Genomic DNA, 24788 nt, shown 5'->3' with positions numbered 1-24788 from the left:
GTGGAAGCTGTTTCTTCCCCTATTCTCATACAGAAAGGATGATACATGTTGGCATGGCAGCAGCGTATTAAAAACGGCACTATTGTAACAGGTAAAGAAACGTACCAAGCCGATATTTATGTGCAGGATGATAAGATTGCAGCAATCACTACGGAAGAACTTCCGGGGGAAATTGACGAAGACATTGATGCCGCCGGAAAACACATATTCTCCGGGTTTATGGATACCCATATCCATTCCCGCGATCCGGGTCCCACCTATAAGGAGGATTTCACGCATTCCACCAGAGCCGCTGCGGCGGGCGGGCTCACGACTGTATTTGAAATGCCGAACACAACGCCGCCTGTGAATGATGCCGAGCACTTTGACAGTCAGCATGAGCACCTCGGTTCCCAGGCGAACATCGACTTTGGACTATGGGGCATCTGCCTCGGCCATCTGAACGAAGAACACATTCCGGATCTGCACGACAAAGGGGTCATCGGATTTAAATTCTTCTGGGGCTATGCCGTTCATGCCGAAACCTTTCAGCTGATGTATAACTACAAGCCCGGCATGGAAAACGTCATTCCGCCTTTTCATGACGGCGAAGTATACAAAATGATGGAAAACGTCGCCAAAACCGGCCAGGTGTTTGCGGTACACGCCGAAAATAACGACCTTATCCAAACGCTCACCTCCCGGGTGGAAGAGCGCGGCGGTTCCACCTATGAAGACCTGCTCGAAGGCCGTCCGGCGCTCGCCGAAGTATTGACTGTTCAAACCGGGATCGAAATGGCAAAAGCCACCGGCGTCCGCTTTCACGTGCTCCACGTCAGCGCCGGCGAGTCTGTCCGCCTCATCCGCCAGGCCCAGCAGGAAGGACTGCCGGTCACCGTCGAAACGTGCCCGCACTTCCTCTTTTTGTCGGCTGAAGACTTCGATCGGGTCGGACCGAAAATGAAGGTGTATCCTCCGGTCAAACATAAAGCCGATCAGGACGAGATCTGGAAAGGCATCGCCGACGGTACCATCTCCCACGTATGCTCCGACCACGCGCCGCATACCCAGGACGAGAAAGACGGCAGCCTATGGTCGATACCAGCCGGCATGTGCGGCATCGAAACCCTTGCCCCGCTCATGCTGAATGCGGTAAGCGAAGGACGACTTTCCCTGCAGCGCGCCGCCCAGCTTCTTTCTGAGAATCCTGCCCGTCTGTTCGGTATCGCTCCGCAGAAAGGCACGATGCAGCCTGGTTCGGATGCGGACTTTACAATAGTGGATATGAACAAAGAAGGTACCATCGACCAGAACAAACTCCACAGCAAAAGCAAAGTCACAGCCTATCACGGTTTTGACATTAAAGGATGGCCGGTTCAGACGATCGTCCGCGGCCGCACGGTCATGAAAGACGGCGATATTGTGTCGGAGGGACACGGTACACTGATTCAACCCTCGAGCACAGGACAAACAGTTTATGGAACATCGTAATCCAACCTCCGAATTGATTCAGAACCACCGTTCCATCCGCCGTTTCAAAGCGGACCCGGTTCCCGATGAGATGCTTGAGGACATTATACATTCGGCCCAGTGGGCGCCGACGTCTCATAATGTGCAGGCGTATACGATTATTTCCGTCACGGACCCGGACGTCCGCAACAGTCTGGAAAAGTGGTGCGGACCACAGCGTTATGTAGGATCCGCCCCTGTCTTTCTTGTTTTCACCGCGGACTTTCACAAACATGAAATCATAAGCAGAGAGCAGGGAACAGCATTTGAAATGGCAGAATCCGAAAATGTGCTCGTCGGTGCCGTCGATGCCGCTCTCGCCGCCCAAAACGCTTTTATCACTGCCAAGTCATACGGCCTCGGCGGTGTCATGATAGGGGGAATCCGCAACCGCCCTTACGATGTCGCGCGGCTTCTCGATCTCCCGACGTATACCTTTCCTGTCATGGGGATGTGCCTCGGTTTTCCAGAGCATCTTCCCGGGCAGAAACCCAGGTTCCCGCTCTCCGGAGTCCGGCATGAAAATAAGTACGAGGAACAGCGGATCCGGAGCGCGCTGCCGGTGTTTGAAACGTCCACACGGAATTATTACGAAAACCGCCCGTCCAACCCGAAATCCCAAAGCTGGGCGGAACAGATGGCATCCTACCTGGCGGCTCCCCGCCGCCCGCAGATGACCGATTTTCTGAAAGATCAGGGATTTACTTTAAAATAAAGGAGAATGCAGCTTGACCGGACCCATTACGCTTACCGCAGCAGGAGACTGCTTCATTACAAGAAGACTGCCGGAGAAGGCACCGCAGGCCGCAGCACTGCAGCGATTTTTCATGCAGGCGGATGTGCGTTTTGCCAATCTTGAAGTCACCACGCACAACCGCGAAGGCATTCCCTCTCCTGTCAGCGGCGGTACATGGGCAATGGCGGATCCCGGTGTGCTTGATGATCTCTCCTTTTACGGGTTTAACATGCTGAACGGCGCGACTAATCATGCGCTCGATTACCTGTACGGCGGGCTTCACGCCACCGAAGAACAGGTAAAAAAACGAGACTTCGTCTATGCCGGTACAGGGGCGAACCTCGCCGATGCCTCTGCCCCTTCCTATCTCGAGACACCGAATGGAAGAGTGGCTCTGATTGCCTGCACGTCCACCTTTTTTGATTTCTGGGCGGCAGGAGATCAGGGCCGGGATATGGCGGGACGTCCCGGCGTGAACCCGGTGCGCGTTCAGACGGTGCACCGCGTGAGCCGGGAAGACATGGAGGCGCTCCGGCGGGTGGCACAGAAGACGGATGTGAACGCCGATACGAATCTGGCAGTCAAAGAAGGATTTCTGCCGCCGCAAGATGATAAACGGCTGAAGGTCGGAAACCTCTCGTTTGAAGAAGGCTCCCCTTCCGGCACGTACCGCTCACCGCATCCGACGGACAAAGACCGCCTGCTCCGGAAAGTAAAAGAAGCCAGACGGCAGGCGGACATTGTTCTTGTCAGCATTCACTCCCATGAGATGGACGGCGAGGACAAAGCCGCTCCCGCCGATTTTCACAAAGATCTGGCGCATGCGCTTGTGGATGCAGGGGCCGACAGCATTATCAGCCACGGCCCCCACATTCTCCGGGGCATTGAACTGTACCAGGGCAAACCGGTATTTTACAGTCTCGGTAACTTTATTTTTCAGAATGACAGCGTTACGCACCTTCCACCGGATTTCTATGAAAAATATTCGCTCGATGACAAGGCTGGCATTGCCGACGCGCTCGACATCCGCAGCGATTACGGCCGCAAAGGACTCGGCGTGAATCCTGATGTATGGCGCTCCGTTGTGCCGTACTGGGAAATGGAAAACGGCAGGCTGACTAAGCTCACCCTGCACCCAATCGAACTTGGGTTTCACCTCCCCCGTTACCGGAAAGGCTGGCCCGGGTTTACCGGGGACCAGAGCATTCTGGAACACCTTCAGGAACTGTCCGCGCCTTTTGGGACAAAAATAACCATCAACAAAAACGGAGCCGGAGAAGTGCAGGTATAATCCTGCTTCCCCGGCTCTTTTTGTTACAGTTCCTGTTTCAGCTCGAACTCTTCCACGAATTCATCGTAATCTATACCTATAATACCGCAGTACCGCTCCACATTCCCGAAGAAATCGAAATTTTCGTCCACGGGCTTGTCTCTGTTTTCAGAATAGTATAACAATAACTCATATAACTCCTTAAACGCCTGTGCTTTCGTCATCTGTTCACTCATCCAGCTTCCTCCTTATTGAAATATAAAAAAAGTCCTGATGGTTGATGTTACCTCGCTCTATCCCCTGGTAAAAGAGAGATGAAAAAGAAGGATAGAGGTCTTAGTATAACATAAACACCAGGATCCATGACACAAACCTATAGAAAGGGGCTTCATCATATTATCCCACAATGAACGTGTTTCCTGAATGTTCACACAGCTGTAATTCTGACATGTTCTTTGTTTTAAAATACATACCTGAGAATTCAGGAAGATACAGACACCGCGCTGTTCCGGCCGGGTGCTTCGACTCCTGCCAGGGACAGGCCGACTTCTTCCCCAATGGAAACATCAACATCCGCAGGAGCATGCACCGTCCATTGATGCCCCTCTACATCGACAACATAATGCATTTCCTTCCCCTGAAACTGGGAGTTGACGACTTCTCCTTTCAGCCCCTCCCCTCCTTCATTCAACTGAAACTGCTCCGGCCGGACCGGGAATATGCCGTTCTTTATAAACGTAGCAGCGATCCACGTGCTGGGCCATGAAATAGAGGAATCTGATAGGGGATGGAACCCCTCTTTCGTCCAGGTGCCGGGGACCATATTCGCTTTTCCGACAAAACGGGCGGTGAATTCAGTCTGCGGGAAACTGTATACATCGTGTGGAGTTCCCATCTGTTCTATTGTTCCGTGATTCATGACAATGATGCGGTCAGCCATTGCAAGAGCTTCCGCTTGATCATGGGTAACGTAAACAATGGATGTCCCGGTTTTTCGGTGGATGGCCTGAATTTCTCTGCGCATTTCCATACGCAGGCCCGCATCCAGACTGCTCAGCGGCTCATCCATTAACAGCAGGGAAGGCTGCGGGGCAACTGCTCTGGCAAGAGCCACGCGCTGCTTCTGTCCCCCTGACAACTCATTTGGCATCCGGTCGGCGTAATCCTCGAGCCCGACCATCTCGAGTACTTCCTTTACCCGCTCTTTTTTCCGTTTTTTGAGTGTTTGCGGAACATATTTATGATATTCAAGCGGAAACTGCACCTGTTCTTTCACTTTCATATGCGGCCACAAAGCAAAGGACTGAAAAACCATACCGATGTTACGCTTCTCCGGAGGTACGATGCGCCTCGGGTCAGCTGTCTCGACCTCATCCATTTTTATACTTCCACCCGTGGGTGTTTCAAATCCGGCAAGAATCCGCAGGAGCGTCGTTTTGCCGCAGCCGGAGGGCCCAAGAATCGCAACGAATTCGCCGTCTTTCACTTCCAGATCAATCGAAGACAGCGCGACGGTGTCTCCAAATGTTTTTCTCACATCCTGCAGTAGAGTGCTCATATCTTCACCACTTTCTTCTTCCAAATCTGATGGGCAAGCAGTAACGAACCAATTACCCCCAGCATGAGAACCACCACAACGGTGGAAAATGCAGTGGAATAGTGGGTATATCCTGCCTGTTCGAAATCAAATATCGTAACGCCGATCGTTCCATTTCCTGCCGACATTAATAAAGATGAGACAGTAAGCTCGGTAAACGAAGTTAAAAACACGAGCATGGTCCCGCTGATCAAGCCGGGAAGCAGAAGGGGAAGCATAATTTTTCTCCATTTGGTAAATCCCTTGGCTCCCGAGACGTGCGCGGCTTCTTCCATTGAAACGTCCACCTGCATGAGTGCCGTCATGCTGCCCCTCACCTGCAGAATCATGAAGCGGGTAACATAGGCAATCATCAATATACCGATACCTCCGTATATTCCTGGATTCCAGCCTGGAACCGGCTCCATCCAGGCAAATATCATGGCAAGCGCAAGAACAATGCCCGGCAGTGCATACGGAAGGCCCGTCACCAGTTCCGCGCCACGCGTGAGGGCAGAAGGTCGGCGCACCCGGTAATAAGCCAGAATGGTTCCTGCAATTAACGCTGTTCCCGCTGTCCATAAAGCAAGCAGCAGGCTGTTTCCAATCGCTCCCTGCGTTTTCTCATTTTCAAACAGGATGTAGGTGTAGTTTGAAAACGTAATCGTCTCCACACTGAAATCCACCCCGTACGCGGAAAGCAGTGAAGAGGATACCATCGATGACAGAGGGACAAAGCTGATAAATATAAGAAACCCCCACACCACTGTTTCTACCGGGGACCGCCAAAGCCCCAGGGAAAAACGCGGTCTCGTTTCTTCATGTGCTGTCTCCAGCTGCCGCGATTTTCGTAAAAGCACCCACTGCAGAAAGGTTCCAAGGAGTGCAATGATACCAAGCAGAACGGACAGAACAGCGGCGCGGGCGAAGGCAGAAGGCCCGATACCAACAACCTCCTGGTAGATGGCAGTGCTTAATACCGTAATATTTCCCGGAATCCCGAGAAAAGCCGGTATACCGAAATTATCCAGGTTCGCAAGGAAAGCAAGCAGGCCGCCCCCGGCAATACCCGGCAGAGCAAGCGGCAGGGTGATTTTTCGAAACACCGTGCCTCTTCCCGATCCGGAAGCCCTCGCTGCTGATACCAATTCCTGCGGGATTTTCCGCAGAACCGCCACGGTAAAAAGGTACACTAAAGGATAGTTCGACAAACCGAGCATAAACATCATACCAGGCAGAGTGTATAAGTCCGGGGCCTCCATCGTTCCGGGCAGCCATTGAAGAAATCCGGAAAACCAGCTGGAGTTACGGAAAAGCTGGGTCCAGGAGAGCGTGATGATATACGACGGAATGATGAAAGGAAGCATCACCATCACGTGAATCATTTTTTTCGCGCGGATATCACTGTATGTAACGAGCCACGCCATAAACACTCCAAGCACCAGAGCCATCATGGTGGATCCCAGCACCATCCAGAATGTATGCTGCACAACCATCCACGTTCCCGCGTCTGATAATACTTCCCTGTAATGCTGCCATGTCGGGACAGCGTCTTCGGTGAAACTGAGCCACACAAGACGTACAATCGGCAGTACAAAAAAGATAATCAGCACTATCAACGTAACAGCCGGAATGATCCATCTCCAGCCAAGAGTACGCGCAGAAAGCGCGGAAAACCAGGAAGCAGGTCCTCCCTGGTTCTTTCTCGCTGTATGATCCATGACACGTCACTCCCTACTCCTGCTGTCCAACAATATCTGCAAACTGCTGCTTATCCTGTTCGCGGGTTTCAAGAAGCTCCTGCACATCATGGGAGAGAACATTCAATTCATCCACTGTTTTTAACCCTTCCGGAGCCTCTACTCCTTCTCTGATCGGCGTATAGCCTATTTCCGTTGAAACCTCCTGCCCCTTTTTGGAAAGAACAAAGTCTACAAAGGCCTTTGCCGCTTCCTCGTTATCCGTTTCGTTCATTATTCCAATTGGTTCGGTGATAACCGGCACGCCTTCATCCGGGTACACCAGTTCAACCGGTGATCCTTCCGCGGCCGCACGGGCGACGATAAAGTCTACGACCATGCCGTACGATTTCTCACCCGCGGCTACGGACTCCAGGACCCCGCCGTTTCCCTGCACAACAGTGACACCGTTGCTGCTGACATTTTCGAAGAAATCCCAGCCAAAGTCATCTTTGCGGCTCATGACTCCCACGTTGTAAGCAGCCGCCCCGGAGTACAATGGACTAGGCATAATGCTTTCCCCGGCTGCTGCTTCTTCGGTGAGTACCTTCCAGGAGCCTGGGGTTTCTTCCACGTTGTCTGTATGGACAGCCAGAATCGTGGACATAATTTTCGTTCCGTAGTATTGATGGTCCGGGTCAACGAAATTTTCCGGTATTCCTTCTGCCTCCGGGGACTCATAAGACATCAGCATGTTCTGTTCCTTCAACGATTCAAACGTAACCGAATCCGCCACAAGCATCACATCCGCCTGAACATTGCCTGCTTCTTTTTCGGCCTGTACCTTGCTGATTACTTCTTCGGTTCCGGAGCGGTAAACTTCTACATTGACATCCGGATATTCTTCGTTAAAAGCAGAAATCAGAGCAGTCGCATCCTGATCCGGCTGTGACGTATAAAAACTTAAGTTCCCTGAAATATCCGACGTTTCCGCTCCTGCTCCGCTGCTCGTGTCCTCGTCTGCTCCGCAGGCGGCCATAAGGCCCATTGTTACCGTTCCAAGTAGAAGTGCTGACATACGTTTCATGTAAGTGGTCCTCCTTTAGTTGTAGAAAAACTCTCATTAGAGTGGATACTTTTCTGTTGAAACTTTTTTAAGTAATCAAGATGGCAGGCCAGCTTCCCTGCCTCCGCACCTTCTTCAAAGCCTTCCAGCACAACCGGCAGATCCGTATGGTCCAGAAGAGATATCAGATGGAAAAGAGGAAGATGCCCCTGCCCCAATCCAACGTGGTACACTGCTTGCGACGTATCACTCAGATGAATCTTATTGATACGGTTCATTCTCTCAAAATAATCCACCGGGTCCCGTTCCGCCGGCACATGCGCTGCATCAAACGTCACTTTTATATCGTCAGGCATGCTTTCGGTCAGTCCATTCATATCTTCGGGCGTACAGACTAATTCTTTCGGTTTTTCCTCCATATGTTCGACAGACAAGGTGCAGCCATGCCTGCGGGCTTTTTCATTCAGACGGTACAATTGTTCCTTTATCATGTCTGTATGCCATGAGGCCATGGTGGATGGTATCGTCTGATGTCCCGGATGAACCGTTATGTTTGGTGCTTCCACCTGCTCCGCCAGTTCCATCGAACGGCACAGCTGTTGATACGAGGCTTCCCGGATCCCTTTATTGATGGATGCCGGATTCAGGTCCCAGCTTGGAGCATGGAGCGTGCAGGCAACACGGGAGTCTTTCGTCCAACGCAGGATGTCCTGAACCGACTCTTCCTGGGCCCAGACATGTTCCGCCCAAAGTTCAACGCCTTCAAATCCCTGCTCTGCTGCCTGTGTGATAATATCGCGAAACGGAACCCCCCACATCAATGTTGACGAAAAATAAAGCCTGATCCCTCTCGCCTCCTTTGCCGTTATGTATTCTCAACTGTAATGATCATGCTACAACATGAATATTAACCTTCAATGAAAGAAGGAATAGCTTTTTGTAAAGGAAGATGAAGATGTGTTAACATTTTCTGTTTTGAGGAGCTGGTGCTGGATGAATTGCGTTTTTTGGGGGCAGGGATGGCGGTGGGCTGGTGGATACTACTTGGCCGGGGGAAGGTTTTAGTGTCCACCAAGGTTGATTTTGTGGACACTAAGCAGCCGTGCCGCAACATTAGTGGTTACGAACAGCTGCCGGGTACCACTATTTCAAAAATGCATGACTTTAGTGTCCATAAACAGCTGTTTCATGGACACTATCCTCCTGTTTCAACCTGCTGGTGGACGCAGCTGGTTGGAAACGATGGAGCTGAACGTACCGATCATGGAATCACCGGCCCGCTGAAACCGGCCGGCTCCGGAAAATCATAAAACAATAAACATGCTTCCGACTATCGTTTATGATAATCGGAAGCATGTCGTGTTCTTTATCGATGACAGCTTCAAAGCCTTTGAAATTACCCGCGATTCTTATCGGATACACCGTCTACGATGAGCCACACGGCCGCGATGACGTGCAAGGCCCAACCGACAACGGGAATCCAGGCTAGTAGTGATGCGACCAAACCGAAGATATTTGGTGCCTTCGACCTGCGGTACACAAACATGATAGCCAGAGCGATAAGATGGAGGATGAAAGCTGTTCCAAGTGCACTGTAGCCGCTGAAAACAACAATACTTCCCCCGATAAACGGGATAGCAAGCAGTGCTTCGAATCCACCGGTTATAAATTTCGCAAGAGCCGGTATCATTAGATAAAAACCTCCTTCTGTACAAAACGTGCTTCCCTTTTTACGTTACCCTGAATGCTTAGGTTTCACGCTTTTATTTTATGTGACATGTTTCGTCGTGGTTCACACAGAAGATGTCATGAAAAACCCCTGAGCTGAAAGGCCCAGGGGTGGTGGGGAGTTACAGGTTGATTGATACATCCGCTTCTTCACGGAGACTTTGGACGAGAGACTGAGCAGCCTGAGACTCTTTCTGGCTTACGAGCTGCTCTTTGAGTCTTGGTTTCATCTCTTCAAAGGAAGGGATGCTTGACTGACTGCTGCTTTCCTCACTGCTGCCTTCGCCGCTCTCTCCTTCACTGCTTCCTTCGCTGTTTCCGCTCTCTTCACTATCGCCGCTGTTTGCCTGCTGCTGTTGCTGCTGCCGGGATTTAACTTGATCGTAGAGGTTTCTCATTTCTTCCTCTGACGGCTGTACATCGCCGGCTTCTTCTGAGATAAGCTTATTCAGCTTCACCTGCTGCGAAAGTTGGCTGCGTACCTCTTCTTCGCTCATGCCCTGCTGCTCCTGAATCGTGGAAAGGAACTGCTCTTGGGAATCTACACTGCTGTTTTGTTCTACCAGAGTGCTGAGCTGATTATTGACTTCTTCCTCGGAAGCTGAAATATCACGGTTTCCTGCTTCCTGAATCAGAAGTTCCTGGCCGACCATGCTGTCTGCGGTCTGCTGTTTAAGCTGATCCTGATTTATTTCCTGGCCGCTCATCTGAGCCTGAAGAGCCTGCTGCTGAAATTGTGATTGATATCTTGTTTTAAATTCTTCACCGGTAATCTCTGTGCCGTTTACCGTTGCTACAGTATCCGGAATATTATCAAGTTCAGGTTCCGGCATGGAAGACTGCTGCGAACTACTTCCGCTTTCTGAATCCGAGGAACCACTGCCATCTGAACTGCTGTTACTGTTTTCGCCACTGCCGCCGTCTTCGGACTGCTCTTCGCCGGAGTTTCCTTCATTATTGCCACCGGAAGAGTCATCTCCACCGCCACATGCAGCCATGACGGAAACAAATAAAGCAAGGGAAAAACCGAAAAGTACTTTTTTAATCAATGTCATTCTCCTTTTTCTACTGAATTTATACTGATTTTCCTGAAACAAACGCATTGCGCTTACGCCGTTATATCTCATTCCGGCGTCAACCCTGCATGCTTCATCCCCCCAAATAATCGAACAACCTGTTGATCATGTTTCTAATCTATCATCGCAATGTATCAGGAATGTGTCAAAGGAAAAAAAACCTGCAGAGATTATTCTCTGCAGGGATGACACCTTTTATGAGGTGGTATTTACTGCGCTCACAACAAAGTTCTGTCCGCCGTAGGCTTCTTTCAGCTCAACGACAGCCTCTTCATCGTTCGGGGAGTATACAACACTTGCGATCATGTCGGCGCTGAGTTCCGCATCGGAGGAAGTCAGCTGACTGATGTCATCAATCTGCCACGTTCCTTCCGAATCCTGAGATACGTCCAAAGCATCGACATCGTCAGCCAGTTCAAGGTTATCAATTTGTGAAATGCTGTTCTCGACTTCCACTTCTACCTGCGCGAGAGTCGTTGTGAAGTCGCCTTCCACGTGTTCAAGATAAATCTCGGCTGTACCTTCGGATTCACCGGTTACGTTGAAATCCAGGGCTTCCTCAGCCGTAACGTTCATCGTATCGTTGTCCGATACGGTTGCAACCTCTTCGTCACTGCTGCGAACCTGAAGGCTGCCGGAATCGTTTAAGCTTTCCAGCGCACTTTCAATTTCACTGTCACTCAGGTTGATACCGTCATACATCGCTCCGGTCGAAACAGTAAAGTCGAGTTCTTCCGAGCCTTGATTAATGGATCCGTTTTCCAGGGCGTCCTGAAGATCCACGGTTTCCGGTTCAGAAGAGAGACTGAACTCATCGACTTCAGAAGAATCAAGCTGCACGAATTCAAGGGAAGTCGTACCGATTGTCTCGTTATCATACGTGAACTCGATTTCATACTCGCCCTCGAGATTTTCCGGATACGTCACATCAAGTTTTCCTTCACTGTTTACATCCGCACTGCCGGAATCCACTTCCGAGCCTTCCGAATCGGTGATGGCATAGCTGATGGTTTCACCGTCGCCGTAAGGCTGGTCATACTGATCCAGAACAGTGAACGTATCGGCCGTGGAATTGGTTGTATAGCGTTTCGTCGTGTCGTCGGCTTCCATGCTGCTGATTTCCTGGTTGGCCACGACTTCCACGTTATATTCCACCGGATTATCCATTCCCTCAAAATGAACGCTGAAGGTAACGTCTCCCTCTCCGTTCACCTGCAGGCCGTCTTCATTGTAGTATGCAATGGATGCATCACTTGACGTCACGCTCTCGACTGCCGGGAACGATGCTTCATCTTCGTCCACTTCATCTCCGAAATCGTTCGTGCCTGTGACCGGTTCAAACATGTAACCTTCATGATCCGGAGTCACGTAATCACTTTCATGACGATTATCATCACCATCAAAGAGCGCTACTTCGGTAACTTCGGTAACATCACTTTCTGAACTTACATTCACTTCCATTTCGTCGGATTCAACTTCATTGCCGTCTTCATCCGTGATGGAAACAGCGTAACGGAATGTATCAGAAAGATCGCCGCTTGTTCCGTCAATAACACCTTCCTGCTGCGCCTGGTCGGTATCAAACGGAGCATTGTTGGAATTATAAAGGAATTCTACTTCATAACCGGCATCTTCAAGTTCTTCAACAGACAAATGACGGATGCCGTTTACCGTGAATTCGAGCTGCTGATCTTCGGACTGGCGGATCATGCTCGTTGTGGCTTCCACAGACTCTACATCGATTTCGGAATAATCAAAGTCTGTTTCAAAATTGTTCACCATCAGTGTGCCGGCCATGCCTTCAAGATCATTGTCCGCATGCTCAACCATGATGGTCTCTCTATCGTCACTGATTTCTACGTTAGTCGGCGTGACATCGGTCTCTTCATCGTCTTCGTTCATAACGGAGATATTTAGCATATCCTCGACATCGGAGCTGTCCCAGTCTTCATTCAATGCTTCATCAAGCATGATGTCAAAACTGGAGGTGGACTGCACCGAAATGTCGTCTACTGTAATGTCACCAGCTTGGGTGTCTCCACCGGTAAATGTCATGCCGGTATCTTCCCCGTCATAGGAAAGACTGTATTCTTCGTCTTCGGTCTGTTCCTCTGTGGTGAGGCGCACGACGGTGCCTTCTGCATTCTGGCTTGCTTCAGAATCTTCCGGTGCAATCGTTTCAGCGTCCACAATGTCCAGGCTCGGATCAATGGAGAAACGATCAGCATCGATATTTCCTTCCACACTGCCGTCAAAACTTACTTCAACCGTCGTAGTATTCACCGCTTCCACATTGGAAACCGCTGCTTCTTCGTCTTCTTCCCCAATCTGCATGGCACGGTCCAAAAAGACAGCAAATTGTGCTCTTGTTACTGTTTCATCCGGACGGAACATGTTGTTGGCTGTATCGGTAATATCATATTGAGACAGAATGCGTACGCTGCCGCGGTGGCTTTCGTGTACTTCATCAAGATCCGCCACATCTGCTTCCACATCTTCCCGCTCATCCAGATTAAAAGCTCTCACCAGAATGGTCGCCATCTGCTCACGGGACAGATCCATTCCCGCCGCAAACTGGGTATTATTCTGGCGGCCCTGGATTAGTCCTTCTTCTTTCACTGCTGCCGCAACAGGAGTGAAATAACTGTCGTCTGAGAGGTCTTCAAACGGCGCTTCTGCGTTTTCATCTACATCCAGGTTAAAAGCGGAGGAAAGCATCGCTGCGACCTGACCGCGGTTGATTTCTTCTCCCGGACGGTAATCACCGTTTGGATAACCACTGATCACTCCGTCCTCAGCAAGTTTCTGAATAGATTCCGAAGCCCAGTAGTCATTATCGACATCCGGGAATGATTCAGCGGCATCTGCCTGCTGGACATCCGCCGGAGTCACAGCGCCGGCTGCAGCCACCATTGCTGCGGACACCGTCCCTGCTAAAAACTTACGATACGTTCTTGGTTGATAAGCCACACTATCTCCTCCTAAGGAAAAGTTAAGTAGTTTCAATGTTGAACCCTGCCTGGCATGTTCTATTCCTTCATCTACGAAGGATTAAACATAGGTTTCTGGAAACGGGGGCAGGGTGTGTTTCTATTTTTGCCCATTCCCTGGTTTCACTTTAGAAGAAACATGAACCTTTGAAAATCATTCCTCTGTATCATTTCTTTGCCGCCCAGGAAAGGACTGAGCATATAGTTTAGGCGGTTTTTCGTTACTTTTTCCCAAATCTATCACCTAGTGGTTCTCATATCTACTTTCCTCCTTCTTTTTCCTATTAAGTAAAACAAGAAATGCATGCCCTGCTCTTCATAGGATCCCTTTGCCGGATACTGTTCGAAGCACAGCGGATACTAATCGTCGGTGATGGGACCGTAGTATCTTCGAAACAGTTGTCTATTGAAAAAAAGAACGCCGGCCGTATCCGGAGCGGTTGTAGTTTTTACTTAATATGCGCTTAATGCGCTTTTTATCTATGTTCAACCCACACCATTCATGCATTCCTCTGGTTGTCAGCGGGGCTTCAGGGAATAATAATTTCCATTCTTCTGTGTTCCGTATGACTCCCTTTTCCAGTGATTCTGTTACACCACATGCCGGGCAGACGAGCGTCCGCTGCGGGAGTTTGAGGAAAGCAGAGCACGAGCGGCACCGGATGCCGTTTTGCAAAAGCTTGCGTGTAAATGGTGGAAGCTGACGAAACAAAGACGTTTCGATGTGAAGGGCCTGAAGTTTTTCAACAGCCCGGGAAGATTCATCGGAAAGCGGCACGGTGTCATGTTTCCATTGCGAAACATACGGTTCGATTTGGTGTGGAAAAATAATAGGAAGATCAGGAGAAGCCTGATAAACATAGAAGTTTGGGTGCGTAAAAATGAGAAAGGATTGTACTGGGAGAGAGATGTGATGCTTCTGAAAAAGCTGCCGCAGCAAGGATTGATTCCGCTGCAGCTGCAGAAGCGGATTTTTTATTTCATACCCCGCAGCGCTGTACCACGCTTCGTTTTCTATTACGAAGTCCCCCTCATAGTTTTTCACCTCAAACAAGCGAACCACTTCAGGCGAGAAAAGAAGCGTGTCGATTTGAAAGTAGGTGTTATTGATTTCAAAAAGAAGGTCGCATAAAATCGCAGCCTCGTCCGGCAAACCTTGCAGCTGACTGTCAAAATGCATTTCGCCATTCAGTCCTTTTTCCATATTCGTCAGCTGCTGTCTGTATTTCAGAGGAAGCTCCATGCGTGAAGCCAGAGAACGAAGACAGAGGAGTTCTCGGGAGGGAAATCGGGGTTTGAGAAACATGGCCAACCGCCTATCTTTGTTATTTTGAATTAATCGTATAGTAATTTCGCCAGCAAAGCAAGAAAAATATGGAATAATGCAGCTGACAGCATATTTTTATGCGGGCGGCGCTGTGGAAGGGGACACTATGCGACTCAAAAATGCACTTAGTGTCTATCGCGGTTAGTTTCATGGACACTATCACACTCAAACTCTGCGCCAGTGTCTCCTGCCAACCGCCCGTGGACACTATCTGTCCGCGCCAGCTTGCTGGTGTCCACCAACCCCGCTTCCATGGACACTAACACTGCAAAACGATCAACTAGTGTCCCTTCTCACCACCCTTGCCTATTTTCCACTTCAGCACATAACCAACAAAAACAAAACTACTAATATCTTCTTTTTTATTTATTTATGTTTATTTATATTGACCTCAAACATGCTATGCTATAAAATACCAATGGCATATATGAAAACGCTTTAAAAGGAGGAGGCGGAGAATGAAAATAGGAAAGAAAAGCACCACCGGCTGGCGCGCCACGATTGCAGTGGCGATGGCGAACTATATTGAAGCCGGCTCCATCATCGCCGCTGCCAGCAGTTTGACGTTATGGGAAGCCTACCTTGGGTTGGATAATACCGCGGTCGGACTTTTAAGTGCATTGAGTGCAAACGCTTTCGGCGCTGCAATAGGCGCACTTATCGGCGGACCTTTGAGTGACAAGCTCGGACGGAAATTCATTTATACGTATGATCTGCTTGTTTATATGCTCGGTGTCCTGTTAGTGGCTGGGTCGGTCAATTTTGCGATGCTCCTTGCCGGTACCGTGATCACCGGTATTGCAGTCGGAGCGGGTGTGCCTGCTGCCTGGACATACATCGCAGAACAGGCACCGGATAAAGAACGCGCAAAACACGTCGGTACCGCACAGCTCGCCTGGTCGATGGGACCGATGATCACCTTTTTACTGGCTGTCGCCGTTGCACCACTTGAGCTGATGGGAAGCCGTCTGATTTTCCTGCATTTATTTGTCGTAGCCCTTATCACCTGGTACGTACGGCAGGGACTTCCGGAATCCGATCTCTGGAAAGAAGACAACGAAACCAAAAACAAAACCACGAATTCCACCCCTATTTCAAAAGGCATGCTGGTTGAACTTTTTACTATTAAAGCAAACCGTCAGGCTCTCTTTCTGCTCATCGGAATCTATCTGTTCTGGAACTTGACCTCCGGCGCCATGGGCTATTTCATGCCGTATATTTTTGAAAACGTCGGAGGATTAAGCAACGAAAGTGCCAATCTGCTGCAAGCCGTGCTGTGGTTCTTTACCGTTGTCCTCACCTACTTTGGGTTCATGCTTCTCGGAGACAAAATGAGCAGACGCCTGCTGTTTTCCATCGGAGCCGTTGCAGGTATTGCGGCGTGGGTCATGCTGACGTTTGCAGGCATGAGCTGGCCGGTGCTGATCGCATTCGTTATCCTGTGGGGCGGATCGGCAGGTATCGGAGCGCAGGCTTTCTACGGGCTGTGGGCCGCAGAACTATTCCCGACCCGTTACAGAGCAAGCGCACAGGGACTGATGTTTTTCATCGTCCGCTCCGGCATCGCCATCTGGTCGTTTGTGCTGCCAACCGTTATGGCAACCCTCGGCTTCCAGGCAGCCGGTATCGTCATGATTACATTCCTCGTCATCCACCTCATCATCGGCGTCGCGCTTGCGCCTAACACGCTGGGTAAATCACTCAGTACGATTGAAGAAGAACGATTTGGTGAAGTGATCAGTGAAGACAAAGTCAAAGAACAATAGAATCGAGTAGGAGGGGGTGACTAACCCCCGTCCTCTCCCACCACCGAGCGTACGGATCCGTACTCGGCGGTTTCATGAAAATCAAACGTTAAATCAACGATTTCAACCCCAAACGGCGCCAATAGGCGTCGTTTAGTGTATGGTGAAGAATTGGACTACAGGCTACCCGCCAGTACCCTTTTCTGGTATTCCCCCACTCATGGGCTTTGGCGGGAGATACTCCCAGTCCTCGCAATTTTCTCTTCCTGGTCTTCGGTGTTTTCCATTCTTTCCATCGAATCATGCGGAGTCTCCGGCGTATCCATTCCATCATTCTTCGGAACGGTGTTGGTGTTTCGGCCAGAGCGAAGTAGTTCCTCCAACCGACGAGAAACTGGTTCAGTTTCTTGATACGGTCCTCCATGGAAATGCTCCACCGTCGGGACGTGATCGTTCGGATGCGGTCCTTGGCCCGTTCCAGCGAGGTTCGGTGAACCCTGATTTTCGAATTTCCTTTGGAAGAAGCGGTGAAGCTGAAGCCCAGAAACTTTCGTTTCCAAGGTCTGTCCACCGCACTTTTCGTTTGGTTCACTTTCAACCGCATCGTCTTCTCCAGGAACCGGGTCATCTTTCGAAAGATGCGTTCCGCCGCTTTTCGGGAACCGGCATAGATTTGGCAGTCGTCGGCATATCGCACAAAACGTATACCGCGTTTCTCCATTTCTTTGTCCCATTCATCCAATACAATGTTGGAGAGGAGGGGACTTAACGGACTTCCCTGCGGTGTTCCCATTGTATTCGCTTGAGTAACACCTTGATCCATCATACCGGCTTGAAGGTATTTCCTTATGATTCGAAGAATTCGTCCATCTTGGATCCGGTGGCTCAAGGTCCGCATCAGGCGGTCGTGGTTGACGGTGTCAAAGAATTTCTCCAGATCAATATCAACCACCCAGGTATATCCTTCGTTGATATATTGTTTCGCCTTTCGGACAGCATCGTGAGCCCGCCGGCCCGGACGGAATCCATAACTGTGTTCCGAGAACGCAGGATCATAAATCGGTTGAAGATAAAGGTTTAAAGCCTGCTGGATCAGGCGATCCATAACCGTCGGGATACCCAGCTTCCGTTGCCCTCCGTCCGGTTTCGGGATTTTGACACGGCGGATCGGGGATGGTTGATAGGTTCCTGACAGCAACCTCTCGTGCACGTCCGTCCACTCTTCGGAGATCTGATGTTTCAGTTCCGTTGTGTCTCTTCCGTCCACGCCGGCTGTTCCTTTGTTTTGGACTACCTTGAGATAAGCCTGATTTAGATTGTCACGATGCAGGACATCTTCCAGCATAGATTTCAAACCTCCACGTGGCTCTTTCTATCCTTTGTGTGGCCTTCTCCTCCACGCTCGTTGAGCCCACCGGGAATTCACCCTTCTCTCTCAAAAAGCTGATATGTTCTGTGTCCTCGAAGAAGACGTACGCAGGGAAAAGAGCTCTCTTTTCATGATTCGGCCCTTCCCATATGTCCTAGGACCACATGGTACTATGGCCGAAGCTGACTTCTGATCGTTCAGCAGTTCCTCGTGAAACTGGTTACCGCAGGTGTACGGCGTTCCGATCAGACCTCCCCGGGTAAACGCACAACCTTCCTCTCCATATACCCGCCTCATTTACTAACCTTCTCTTTGGTCGTTCGGGCTTCGGCTTGTTTCGCAGCCTCATCCAAGAAGATTAGCCTCCTATGAGATTCGTGTTCCTCGGGTCGGAGATTTGCCTTCGGCTTCCTTCAGATTCCACCTCGCGATGGACACCCTTGCCTTTAGCTAACGGCTACAACGACCTTCGCCGTTCGGGACTTTAACCCTATAGCTTGTGCGCGTGCCGGGCACACGAAACAGATCCCGGACAGCCCGCTGCCCGGGATCTTTTTGCACGCAGATTATGCTTTGACATCGGCAGGGGCGGAAGGCGGTGTGGACACTAAAGAACCCGGAAAAATAATTAGTGTCCACCGGGATAAGTTCCGTGGACACTATCACGCGCAAACGCTGTGTTAGCAGCCCCTGCCAGCCGCCCGTGGACACTATCTGTCTGCGCCAGATTGATAGTGTCCACTAAAGCTGCATCCGTGGAAACTAAAACTGTCCATCTACCAACTGGTGTCCACATCCTGCGACGCAAAAAAACGACCCCCGAACTACAAGGGTCGGGGGCCGCGCTGTTAGTCACCGGAAGGTCCTTGGAGATTGTCTCCGTTCGTGCGGATAACTTCCTGGTACCAATAAAATGATTTTTTGCGTCTGCGCTCCAGGGTGCCGCTGCCGTCATCGTGTTTGTCCACATAGATGAAGCCGTACCGTTTGGCGTATTGGCCGGAGGAGGCGCTGACAAGGTCAATGCAGCCCCAGGCGGTGTAGCCGATGAGATCGACACCGTCCCGGACCGCTTCCTTCATCGCCTGGATGTGGTTCTTCAGATAGTCGATACGGTAGTCGTCCTGGATGCTGCCGTCTTCTTCGAGTTTATCGTAGGCGCCGAGCCCGTTTTCCACGACCATTAACGGCAGCTGATAACGGTCATACAGCTCGTTCAACGCGATGCGAAGTCCGGTTGGATCAATTTCCCATCCCCAGTCACTCGCTGCGAGAAACGGATTTTTCACGCCTTGCAGCAGATTCCCGCTGCTCAGCTCTTCCTCTGATTTCTCCTTTTTCTCCGTCTTGGACATGTAATAACTGAGCGAAATAAAATCAACGGTTCCTTCTGCGATGGTCTCCAGGTCGCCTTCCTTCATCTCGATGTCGATGCCGTTTTCTTCAAAATACCGTGTGCTGTAACTCGGGTACTCCCCGCGGATCTGCACGTCTCCGCAGAGGAAGTTGAAGATCCGCCCTTCCTCCAGCGCGTGCATCACATTTTCCGGATTGGAATCGTAAGCGTAGGTCGGCGCATACAAAAGCATGCAGCCAATACGGGAATCCGGAATGATATCGTGACCAAGCTGAACGGCTCTGGCACTTGCGACGAACTGATGGTGCAGTCCCTGGAACGATTCCTGAAGCCGCGTTTCTTCACTCGTGGCGGAAAAACCAAGCCCAAACAGGGGAAAGTGCACAGCACCATTGATTTCATTAAAGGTCAGCCAGTATTTCACTTTATCCTTATAGCGGTTGAAAAGAACCGTCACATAGCGTTCGAACAAGTCCACAAGTTTTCTGTTTTTCCAGCCGCCGTATTCCTTGATCAGATGCAGCGGCGTTTCGTAGTGCGAAATGGTGACAAGCGGCTCGATACCGTATTTATGAAGTTCATCAAACACACGGTCATAAAACGCGAGTCCCTCTTCATTCGGTTCCTCTTCATCCCCGTTCGGGAAAATACGGCTCCAGGCGATACTCATGCGGTAGACGTTGAAACCCATTTCCGCAAACAGGGCGATATCTTCTTTGTACCGGTGATAAAAATCAATCGCTTCATGGTTCGGATACGTATAGGTGTCCCGGTCCATTTCAAAATCAAAACCAGGCTCCGTGAGAAGACGGAGGCGGGCCTGTCCGCCGGGTAAAACATCGGCGAGATTCCGTCCTTTCCCGCCTTCCTGATAGGCACCTTCCACCTGATTGGCGGCCGTGGCACCGCCCCATAAAAACCCTTCTGGAAAACTGCTGCGTGACATCGAATGACCTCCTTCTTATAATAAACGTTACCCCCGGTCTGGTGCTTCTACCTTCATCAGATAGTCACCAGCGTGGATTTCTTGTTCTTTTGTCAGATGCAGCTCATCGAACTCACCGCTGTTTGTCACGATGACCGGTGTGACAACAGAGTAGCCCGACTGCCTGATATTATCTATATCAAAATCAATCAGCTTCTGTCCTTTTTCCACGCGGTCTCCCTGTTTCACATGGGATTCAAAATAGTCCCCGTTCAGCTGCACCGTATCGAGTCCCACATGGATGAGCAGCTCGGCGCCTTGATCAGTGGTGATTCCAACGGCATGGCCGCTCGGGAATGATACGGATATCTCACCGGAAGCGGGGGCAAAAACAACCCCGTCGGAAGGATCCACCGCAAGTCCTTTTCCGAGCTGGCCGGTAGAGAACGCTTCATCCGGCACTTCTGATAAAGGCAGGGCCCGGCCCGGCATGGGACTGACGATGTCGTGATTGTCTCCGCCGGATGCATGCTGCTTCTGCTCCCCGCCGGCACCCAGCGCTTCGCGGTCTTTCTGACCAATTCCTCCAAAGAAATACGTCAAAAGGAACCCTACAATAACGTTCAGACCCATTGCTATCATACCGCCCCAGAATCCCATGTCCAAACCATCCGGACCGATTTTGGACGGAATACCGAAGATACCAAGTCCACCGAGCATGTACACCCGGGTTCCCATTAATCCCATGACCGCACCGCCGATGGCAGACGTGATCAACGTAATGATAAATGGTTTTTTCAACGGCAGAGTGATGCCGTAAATGGCCGGCTCGGATACACCGAACACACTGGAAATCGCAGCGGGAATCGATAGTGATTTTAACTGTTTCTGCTTTGTTTTAACCATAACACCTAAGACCACACCGGTTGTCGCAAGAGAAGTAGCTGAAATGTAGGCCAGAATAGGATCGGACCCATTGACCGAAATATTATTCAAGCCGATCGGCACCAAGCCCCAGTGGAGTCCGAACATGACAAAGACCTGCCATAACCCTCCAAGTAGAAAACCGGCTAATACAGGGCTGAGTTCAAAAACCCAGATGGTTCCACTTCCAATGATCGTTCCAAGCCATGTAGCAATCGGACCGATAACAAGAAATGTCAGCGGAGCAATAATCAATAAGGTGAAAAACGGTACCAAAAATGTCTTCACAACATCCGGAATGACTTTTTTCAGCCAGCCTTCAAATCTTGACGCAACGAACGTAGACAAAATAATCGGAATCACGGACGAAGAGTACGTCATGAGAATGACCGGTATGCCGAGAAACGTGATATGAATCGGAGACTCAAACAGCGTACCCGAGAACAACGTATACTGCGGATCGCCTTCTGTCAAACCGGTTAGCGCCGGGTAAGTCAGAGCGGCACCGATGGCCATACCAACGAGCTGATTTCCGTTGAACTTTTTCATCGCTGTCATACCAAGAAAGATAGGGAAGAAATGGAACAATCCATCGCCGACTGCCTGCAGGATCTGATAGGTCCCGGATTCCTCGGTGTACAGCCCTACCGCGTTAAAGAATGCATTGAAACCTTTGATCATACCGGATGCAGCAAGCACCCCGAGAATAGGAGCGAAAATACCTGAAATAATATCAATCAGCTTGTCGAATACCTTTTTATCCGACTGATCATCCTGTTCTTGTGTGTCCTGCTTTTGAAAGCCGCCGACCTCAACGACGGCCTGATAGACATCGGGAACATGATTTCCGATGACAACCTGGTACTGGCCGCCGCTTTGCGTAACCGTAACCACACCGTCCATGTTTTTCAGCGTCTCTGTATCTGCCCGGTCTTCCTCTTTTAATTGAAAACGAAGACGCGTCACGCAGTGTACAACATTGTTTACGTTTTCCGTTCCGCCGACATGTTTTATAATGTCATTTGCTAATTGTTCATATTTCATTTTTCAGCACGTCCTTCTGTTTGTGTCATTCCAAAAAACCCTTTCATTCAGCCTGTGTGTGAAAAAATAAATAATTGCAATCCCTTACAAATAAAGGCCGATATACAGGGTGGACGAACGATCCACCCTGTTTGTTCAGTGTGCGTCATTCCTTTAATCGATACGAAGAGCCATGTTTAACTGGTAGGTTAGAAAAGCCCGGTCCTTTTCGTCCATCTCCTGCTGGAGCCAGTTTCTTAAATGATTCTCCGTCACCTTGTGCTGCTCACTGATTTTTTGAAGATCACGTTGTATCTTTTCCTTTTTCCGGGCATCCTGGATGGAAGCAATGAGCGTTAAATACCCTTCCTTCACCATGTAGTCAGCGAAATGGATATGTTCACTGACAGCTTCTTTCTCCCTGTTCAATTCTTCCTGCTCCTGCCGCACGTCCTCGACGCTGTGAATATGATCAAGACCGTAATAGGCGTAAAGCGGAGAAGGTGCTTCGTTTTCTTCCATCAGCTGCTTCATTTTGACGATCATCTCAAACTCTTTTTCCGGATCGGTGATCGGGTACTTCTGACCGGGGTCCACAGCATGATGGAATAATTTGTTACCAAACCGCTGATGGCTTTTCGCCATAAAGTCCGACGTCTGTATTTTCAGTGCGCCGGCCCCTTTGGTGAAGGAAAAGGAGTGATCCAGCTCCGCTCCCTTCAGCTCCTCCGGCTTGAACCGGCTGTTCATTCTCATCGGCATGAGGGTGTACTCATAGAGATAATCCTCTCTGCCCGGATAAGGCGTTCTCATATAGATGTAATCGCCATCCACCACGTTGATGTTGTTCCCGAAATTACCGAAAAGGGCGGACTCGTGAATGACATCGTTCGACTCAATCACAGAGCGCAGTGGTTTTCCTTTCATCACCTCCGGCACCTCAAGGTCAAAGAATTCCAGAATGGTAGCCGGGACGTCAATGTTCTGCGCTAGCTGCTCTCTCTTTTCGTCGTGAACCTGCAGCTGCGGATTCCATATAAAGAACGGGAGATGGGCAATTTCGTTGTACACCGGCATGATGTTTTTGCCCCACCAGTCGTGCTCGCCAAGCAGCAGGCCGTGGTCCGTATTGACAATGAGCATCGTATCCTGCCACATGTTCTGTTCGTCCATGACATCGAGGATTTTTCCGAGATACTCATCACACATCGTCACCAGTGCCTTGTAGTACCCTTTCATCACTTCTGCTTTTTCGTTTGTGAAGTCATCGTTGGAGTACTGCAGCCAGCCGTTGAAATCATCCTGGGAAAGCCCGTACATCGCTAAATACTTTTCCGGGACAAAAAATGGCTCATGCGGGTCGAAACATTCAATCTGCAGAAACCATTGATCGGCGTCTTTATTTTCTTCGAGAAACTCCAGCCCGCCCTGAACAGTTCTCGCCATCGGATGTTCTGATTCAGCTTCCATGTATTCGCGGTTCACAAAATCCTGGGACATGCTTTCTGCTTTTCTCGCTTTAAACGCATCCGGCAGATGTTCGAGACCATCCACGTCTGTATCCTTGTTCACTCTTGCTTTCCAGCGGTCGCCTTCCTGGCCGCGTATCAGTTCGTAGGAAGAATAACGCGGATGATACGTAGAACCGCCGTCCCGCCAGTAGTGCTTGTGGTCCGTTACCATGTGCGTGTAAATGCCGTTTGATTTCAAAATCTCAGGCATCGAATCATCAAACGGCTCGAGCGGTCCCCAGCCGCGGTGTAAAAAGTTGTAACGTCCTGTGTGCAGATCCCGGCGTGCCGGCATGCAGGGAAGACTTCCGGCAAAAAATTGATCAAACTGAACCGTTTTCTGCTGCAGGCGCTTGAAATTCGGCGTGCTCACATCTGTATGCTCATAAGGACTCAAGTAATCCCTTTTCAACGTGTCGAACATCAGTTGAATCGCCTTCATAGATCTATCTCCTTCCGTGCAGCCCTGTTCTGTGTATGTATTTTCATCATGAAGGAAGATATCCAAAAAAAGAAGGGCTGCAACGGTTTATGGGAAACGGTTTCACTGATTGGGAACGTTATCATTTCCATCAAAAAATCCCGGACAGTCTGCATCCAACTGTTCGGGATTTTCTTCCTAATTTCTGCTTAACAAATCATTTTTGTATTCGACGGTTTGTCAACCTAAGTGCAACACTTCCTGCTCAAATGCTTCGTGAGCGGTTTTCCAGTCTAAACATTTTCTCGGACGTCCGTTGATGAGAGCCAGTGCTTGTTGGAGCTCTTCTTCGGTAAGCTGAGCTAAATCACTTGCTTTGGGAAAGAATTCTCGAAGGAGCCCATTCCCATTTTCATTACTGCCCCGCTGCCAGGACGAATAAGGATCCGCAAAATAAACATCAATGCTGCATTCCTGCTCGATTCTTGGGTAACAGGCAAATTCTTTTCCCCGATCGACGGTAGCCGTTTGAAAAGCTTGGTTTGGTAATGTTTCATGGAGCGTACGAATTGCTTTT

The 24788-nt window shown here is 50.0% G+C and carries 19 protein-coding genes; 5 read left to right on the top strand and 14 right to left on the bottom strand.

The annotated features are described in order from the left end of the window. Positions 1–45: 45 nt before the first annotated feature. Genes allB through BM058_RS14600 form a run of 3 tightly spaced genes read left to right on the top strand, consistent with a single transcriptional unit; the run spans position 46 to position 3515 of the window. Positions 46–1470, top strand: coding sequence for an allantoinase AllB (allB, locus tag BM058_RS14610; protein ID WP_090927831.1), 1425 nt, complete (start codon positions 46–48; stop codon positions 1468–1470). Beyond that, positions 1457–2203: an oxygen-insensitive NADPH nitroreductase gene (nfsA, locus tag BM058_RS14605; protein ID WP_090927829.1), complete on the top strand. Its 747-nt coding sequence runs from the start codon at positions 1457–1459 to the stop codon at positions 2201–2203. Before allB ends, nfsA begins: the two co-directional genes overlap by 14 nt. A gap of 13 nt (positions 2204–2216) precedes the next feature. Continuing rightward, positions 2217–3515 carry a CapA family protein gene (locus tag BM058_RS14600; protein ID WP_090927828.1) on the top strand — a complete coding sequence of 433 codons (1299 nt, stop codon included), beginning with the start codon at positions 2217–2219 and terminating at the stop codon, positions 3513–3515. A 23-nt stretch (positions 3516–3538) separates the two neighbouring features. Here the strand turns inward: BM058_RS14600 and BM058_RS14595 are convergent, their stop codons facing one another. From BM058_RS14595 to BM058_RS14575, 5 genes are all read right to left on the bottom strand, one after another. After that, a complete protein-coding gene (locus BM058_RS14595; RefSeq protein ID WP_090927826.1) occupies positions 3539–3730 on the bottom strand; it encodes a hypothetical protein in 192 nt (63 codons plus the stop codon). Positions 3731–3975: 245 nt separating this feature from the next. Beyond that, positions 3976–5052: an ABC transporter ATP-binding protein gene (locus BM058_RS14590; protein ID WP_090927843.1), complete on the bottom strand. Its 1077-nt coding sequence runs from the start codon at positions 5050–5052 to the stop codon at positions 3976–3978. Beyond that, positions 5049–6791 carry an ABC transporter permease gene (locus BM058_RS14585; RefSeq protein WP_090927824.1) on the bottom strand — a complete coding sequence of 581 codons (1743 nt, stop codon included), beginning with the start codon at positions 6789–6791 and terminating at the stop codon, positions 5049–5051. Before BM058_RS14585 ends, BM058_RS14590 begins: the two co-directional genes overlap by 4 nt. 13 nt (positions 6792–6804) lie before the next feature. Further along, the gene (locus BM058_RS14580; protein WP_245737015.1) at positions 6805–7836 is read right to left on the bottom strand and encodes an ABC transporter substrate-binding protein; all 1032 of its coding nucleotides are present in this window, start codon (positions 7834–7836) and stop codon (positions 6805–6807) included. Continuing rightward, on the bottom strand, positions 7833–8633 hold the full coding sequence (locus tag BM058_RS14575) for a sugar phosphate isomerase/epimerase family protein (RefSeq protein ID WP_245737020.1): 801 nt from the start codon (positions 8631–8633) through the stop codon (positions 7833–7835). The genes BM058_RS14580 and BM058_RS14575 overlap by 4 nt, the downstream gene beginning before the upstream one ends. A 201-nt stretch (positions 8634–8834) precedes the next feature. Here BM058_RS14575 and BM058_RS14570 point away from each other — a divergent pair, with 201 nt between their 5' ends. Then, positions 8835–9125 (top strand): hypothetical protein, encoded by a 291-nt coding sequence (locus BM058_RS14570; RefSeq protein WP_143083039.1) that lies wholly within the window; start codon positions 8835–8837, stop codon positions 9123–9125. A gap of 86 nt (positions 9126–9211) precedes the next feature. Here the strand turns inward: BM058_RS14570 and BM058_RS14565 are convergent, their stop codons facing one another. The 4 genes from BM058_RS14565 to BM058_RS14550 form a co-directional block, all read right to left on the bottom strand. Further along, positions 9212–9505, bottom strand: a complete 294-nt coding sequence (locus tag BM058_RS14565; protein ID WP_090927819.1) for a hypothetical protein — start codon at positions 9503–9505, stop codon at positions 9212–9214. A gap of 160 nt (positions 9506–9665) precedes the next feature. Next, positions 9666–10598, bottom strand: a complete 933-nt coding sequence (locus tag BM058_RS14560) for a SurA N-terminal domain-containing protein (RefSeq protein WP_090927817.1) — start codon at positions 10596–10598, stop codon at positions 9666–9668. A 216-nt stretch (positions 10599–10814) separates the two neighbouring features. Further along, a complete protein-coding gene (locus tag BM058_RS14555) occupies positions 10815–13589 on the bottom strand; it encodes an S-layer homology domain-containing protein (RefSeq protein ID WP_090927813.1) in 2775 nt (924 codons plus the stop codon). Positions 13590–14012: 423 nt separating this feature from the next. Continuing rightward, positions 14013–14813, bottom strand: coding sequence for an NERD domain-containing protein (locus tag BM058_RS14550; protein ID WP_177195576.1), 801 nt, complete (start codon positions 14811–14813; stop codon positions 14013–14015). A 581-nt stretch (positions 14814–15394) separates the two neighbouring features. On the opposite strand from BM058_RS14550, the gene BM058_RS14545 reads away from it, so the two are divergent. Continuing rightward, positions 15395–16702, top strand: a complete 1308-nt coding sequence (locus tag BM058_RS14545) for an MFS transporter (RefSeq protein WP_090927809.1) — start codon at positions 15395–15397, stop codon at positions 16700–16702. 88 nt (positions 16703–16790) lie between these two features. Here BM058_RS14545 and ltrA read toward each other — a convergent pair whose 3' ends face one another. From ltrA to BM058_RS14520, 5 genes are all read right to left on the bottom strand, one after another. Further along, entirely contained in the window at positions 16791–18026 is a 1236-nt protein-coding gene (gene ltrA, locus BM058_RS14540; RefSeq protein WP_090927807.1) for a group II intron reverse transcriptase/maturase, read from the bottom strand. Between the two features lie 872 nt (positions 18027–18898). Next, positions 18899–20353 (bottom strand): glycoside hydrolase family 1 protein, encoded by a 1455-nt coding sequence (locus tag BM058_RS14535; RefSeq protein WP_090927805.1) that lies wholly within the window; start codon positions 20351–20353, stop codon positions 18899–18901. A gap of 27 nt (positions 20354–20380) precedes the next feature. Further along, the gene (locus BM058_RS14530) at positions 20381–22300 is read right to left on the bottom strand and encodes a beta-glucoside-specific PTS transporter subunit IIABC (protein WP_090927803.1); all 1920 of its coding nucleotides are present in this window, start codon (positions 22298–22300) and stop codon (positions 20381–20383) included. A 153-nt stretch (positions 22301–22453) separates the two neighbouring features. After that, positions 22454–24232, bottom strand: coding sequence for a sulfatase (locus tag BM058_RS14525; protein WP_090927801.1), 1779 nt, complete (start codon positions 24230–24232; stop codon positions 22454–22456). Positions 24233–24451: 219 nt separating this feature from the next. Continuing rightward, a partial coding sequence (locus BM058_RS14520) for an IS30 family transposase (RefSeq protein ID WP_143083038.1) occupies positions 24452–24788 on the bottom strand: 337 nt, incomplete at its 5' end.

The sequence above is a fragment of the Salibacterium qingdaonense genome, from assembly GCF_900114715.1.
Classification (GTDB): domain Bacteria; phylum Bacillota; class Bacilli; order Bacillales; family Marinococcaceae; genus Salibacterium; species Salibacterium qingdaonense.
This window is presented reverse-complemented; position numbering and strand designations above follow the sequence as displayed.

Excerpts from the sequence above, each read along its gene's own strand:
- allB (WP_090927831.1), top strand. The coding sequence starts at position 46 with ATGTTGGCATGGCAGCAGCGTATTAAAAACGGCACTATTGTAACAGGT.
- nfsA (WP_090927829.1), top strand. The coding sequence starts at position 1,457 with ATGGAACATCGTAATCCAACCTCCGAATTGATTCAGAACCACCGTTCC.
- BM058_RS14595 (WP_090927826.1), bottom strand. The coding sequence starts at position 3,730 with ATGAGTGAACAGATGACGAAAGCACAGGCGTTTAAGGAGTTATATGAG.
- BM058_RS14590 (WP_090927843.1), bottom strand. The coding sequence starts at position 5,052 with ATGAGCACTCTACTGCAGGATGTGAGAAAAACATTTGGAGACACCGTC.
- BM058_RS14585 (WP_090927824.1), bottom strand. The coding sequence starts at position 6,791 with ATGGATCATACAGCGAGAAAGAACCAGGGAGGACCTGCTTCCTGGTTT.
- BM058_RS14580 (WP_245737015.1), bottom strand. The coding sequence starts at position 7,836 with ATGAAACGTATGTCAGCACTTCTACTTGGAACGGTAACAATGGGCCTT.
- BM058_RS14575 (WP_245737020.1), bottom strand. The coding sequence starts at position 8,633 with ATGTGGGGGGTTCCGTTTCGCGATATTATCACACAGGCAGCAGAGCAG.
- BM058_RS14570 (WP_143083039.1), top strand. The coding sequence starts at position 8,835 with ATGGCGGTGGGCTGGTGGATACTACTTGGCCGGGGGAAGGTTTTAGTG.
- BM058_RS14565 (WP_090927819.1), bottom strand. The coding sequence starts at position 9,505 with ATGATACCGGCTCTTGCGAAATTTATAACCGGTGGATTCGAAGCACTG.
- BM058_RS14560 (WP_090927817.1), bottom strand. The coding sequence starts at position 10,598 with ATGACATTGATTAAAAAAGTACTTTTCGGTTTTTCCCTTGCTTTATTT.
- BM058_RS14550 (WP_177195576.1), bottom strand. The coding sequence starts at position 14,813 with ATGGAAAAAGGACTGAATGGCGAAATGCATTTTGACAGTCAGCTGCAA.
- BM058_RS14545 (WP_090927809.1), top strand. The coding sequence starts at position 15,395 with ATGAAAATAGGAAAGAAAAGCACCACCGGCTGGCGCGCCACGATTGCA.
- ltrA (WP_090927807.1), bottom strand. The coding sequence starts at position 18,026 with ATGCTGGAAGATGTCCTGCATCGTGACAATCTAAATCAGGCTTATCTC.
- BM058_RS14535 (WP_090927805.1), bottom strand. The coding sequence starts at position 20,353 with ATGTCACGCAGCAGTTTTCCAGAAGGGTTTTTATGGGGCGGTGCCACG.
- BM058_RS14530 (WP_090927803.1), bottom strand. The coding sequence starts at position 22,300 with ATGAAATATGAACAATTAGCAAATGACATTATAAAACATGTCGGCGGA.
- BM058_RS14525 (WP_090927801.1), bottom strand. The coding sequence starts at position 24,232 with ATGAAGGCGATTCAACTGATGTTCGACACGTTGAAAAGGGATTACTTG.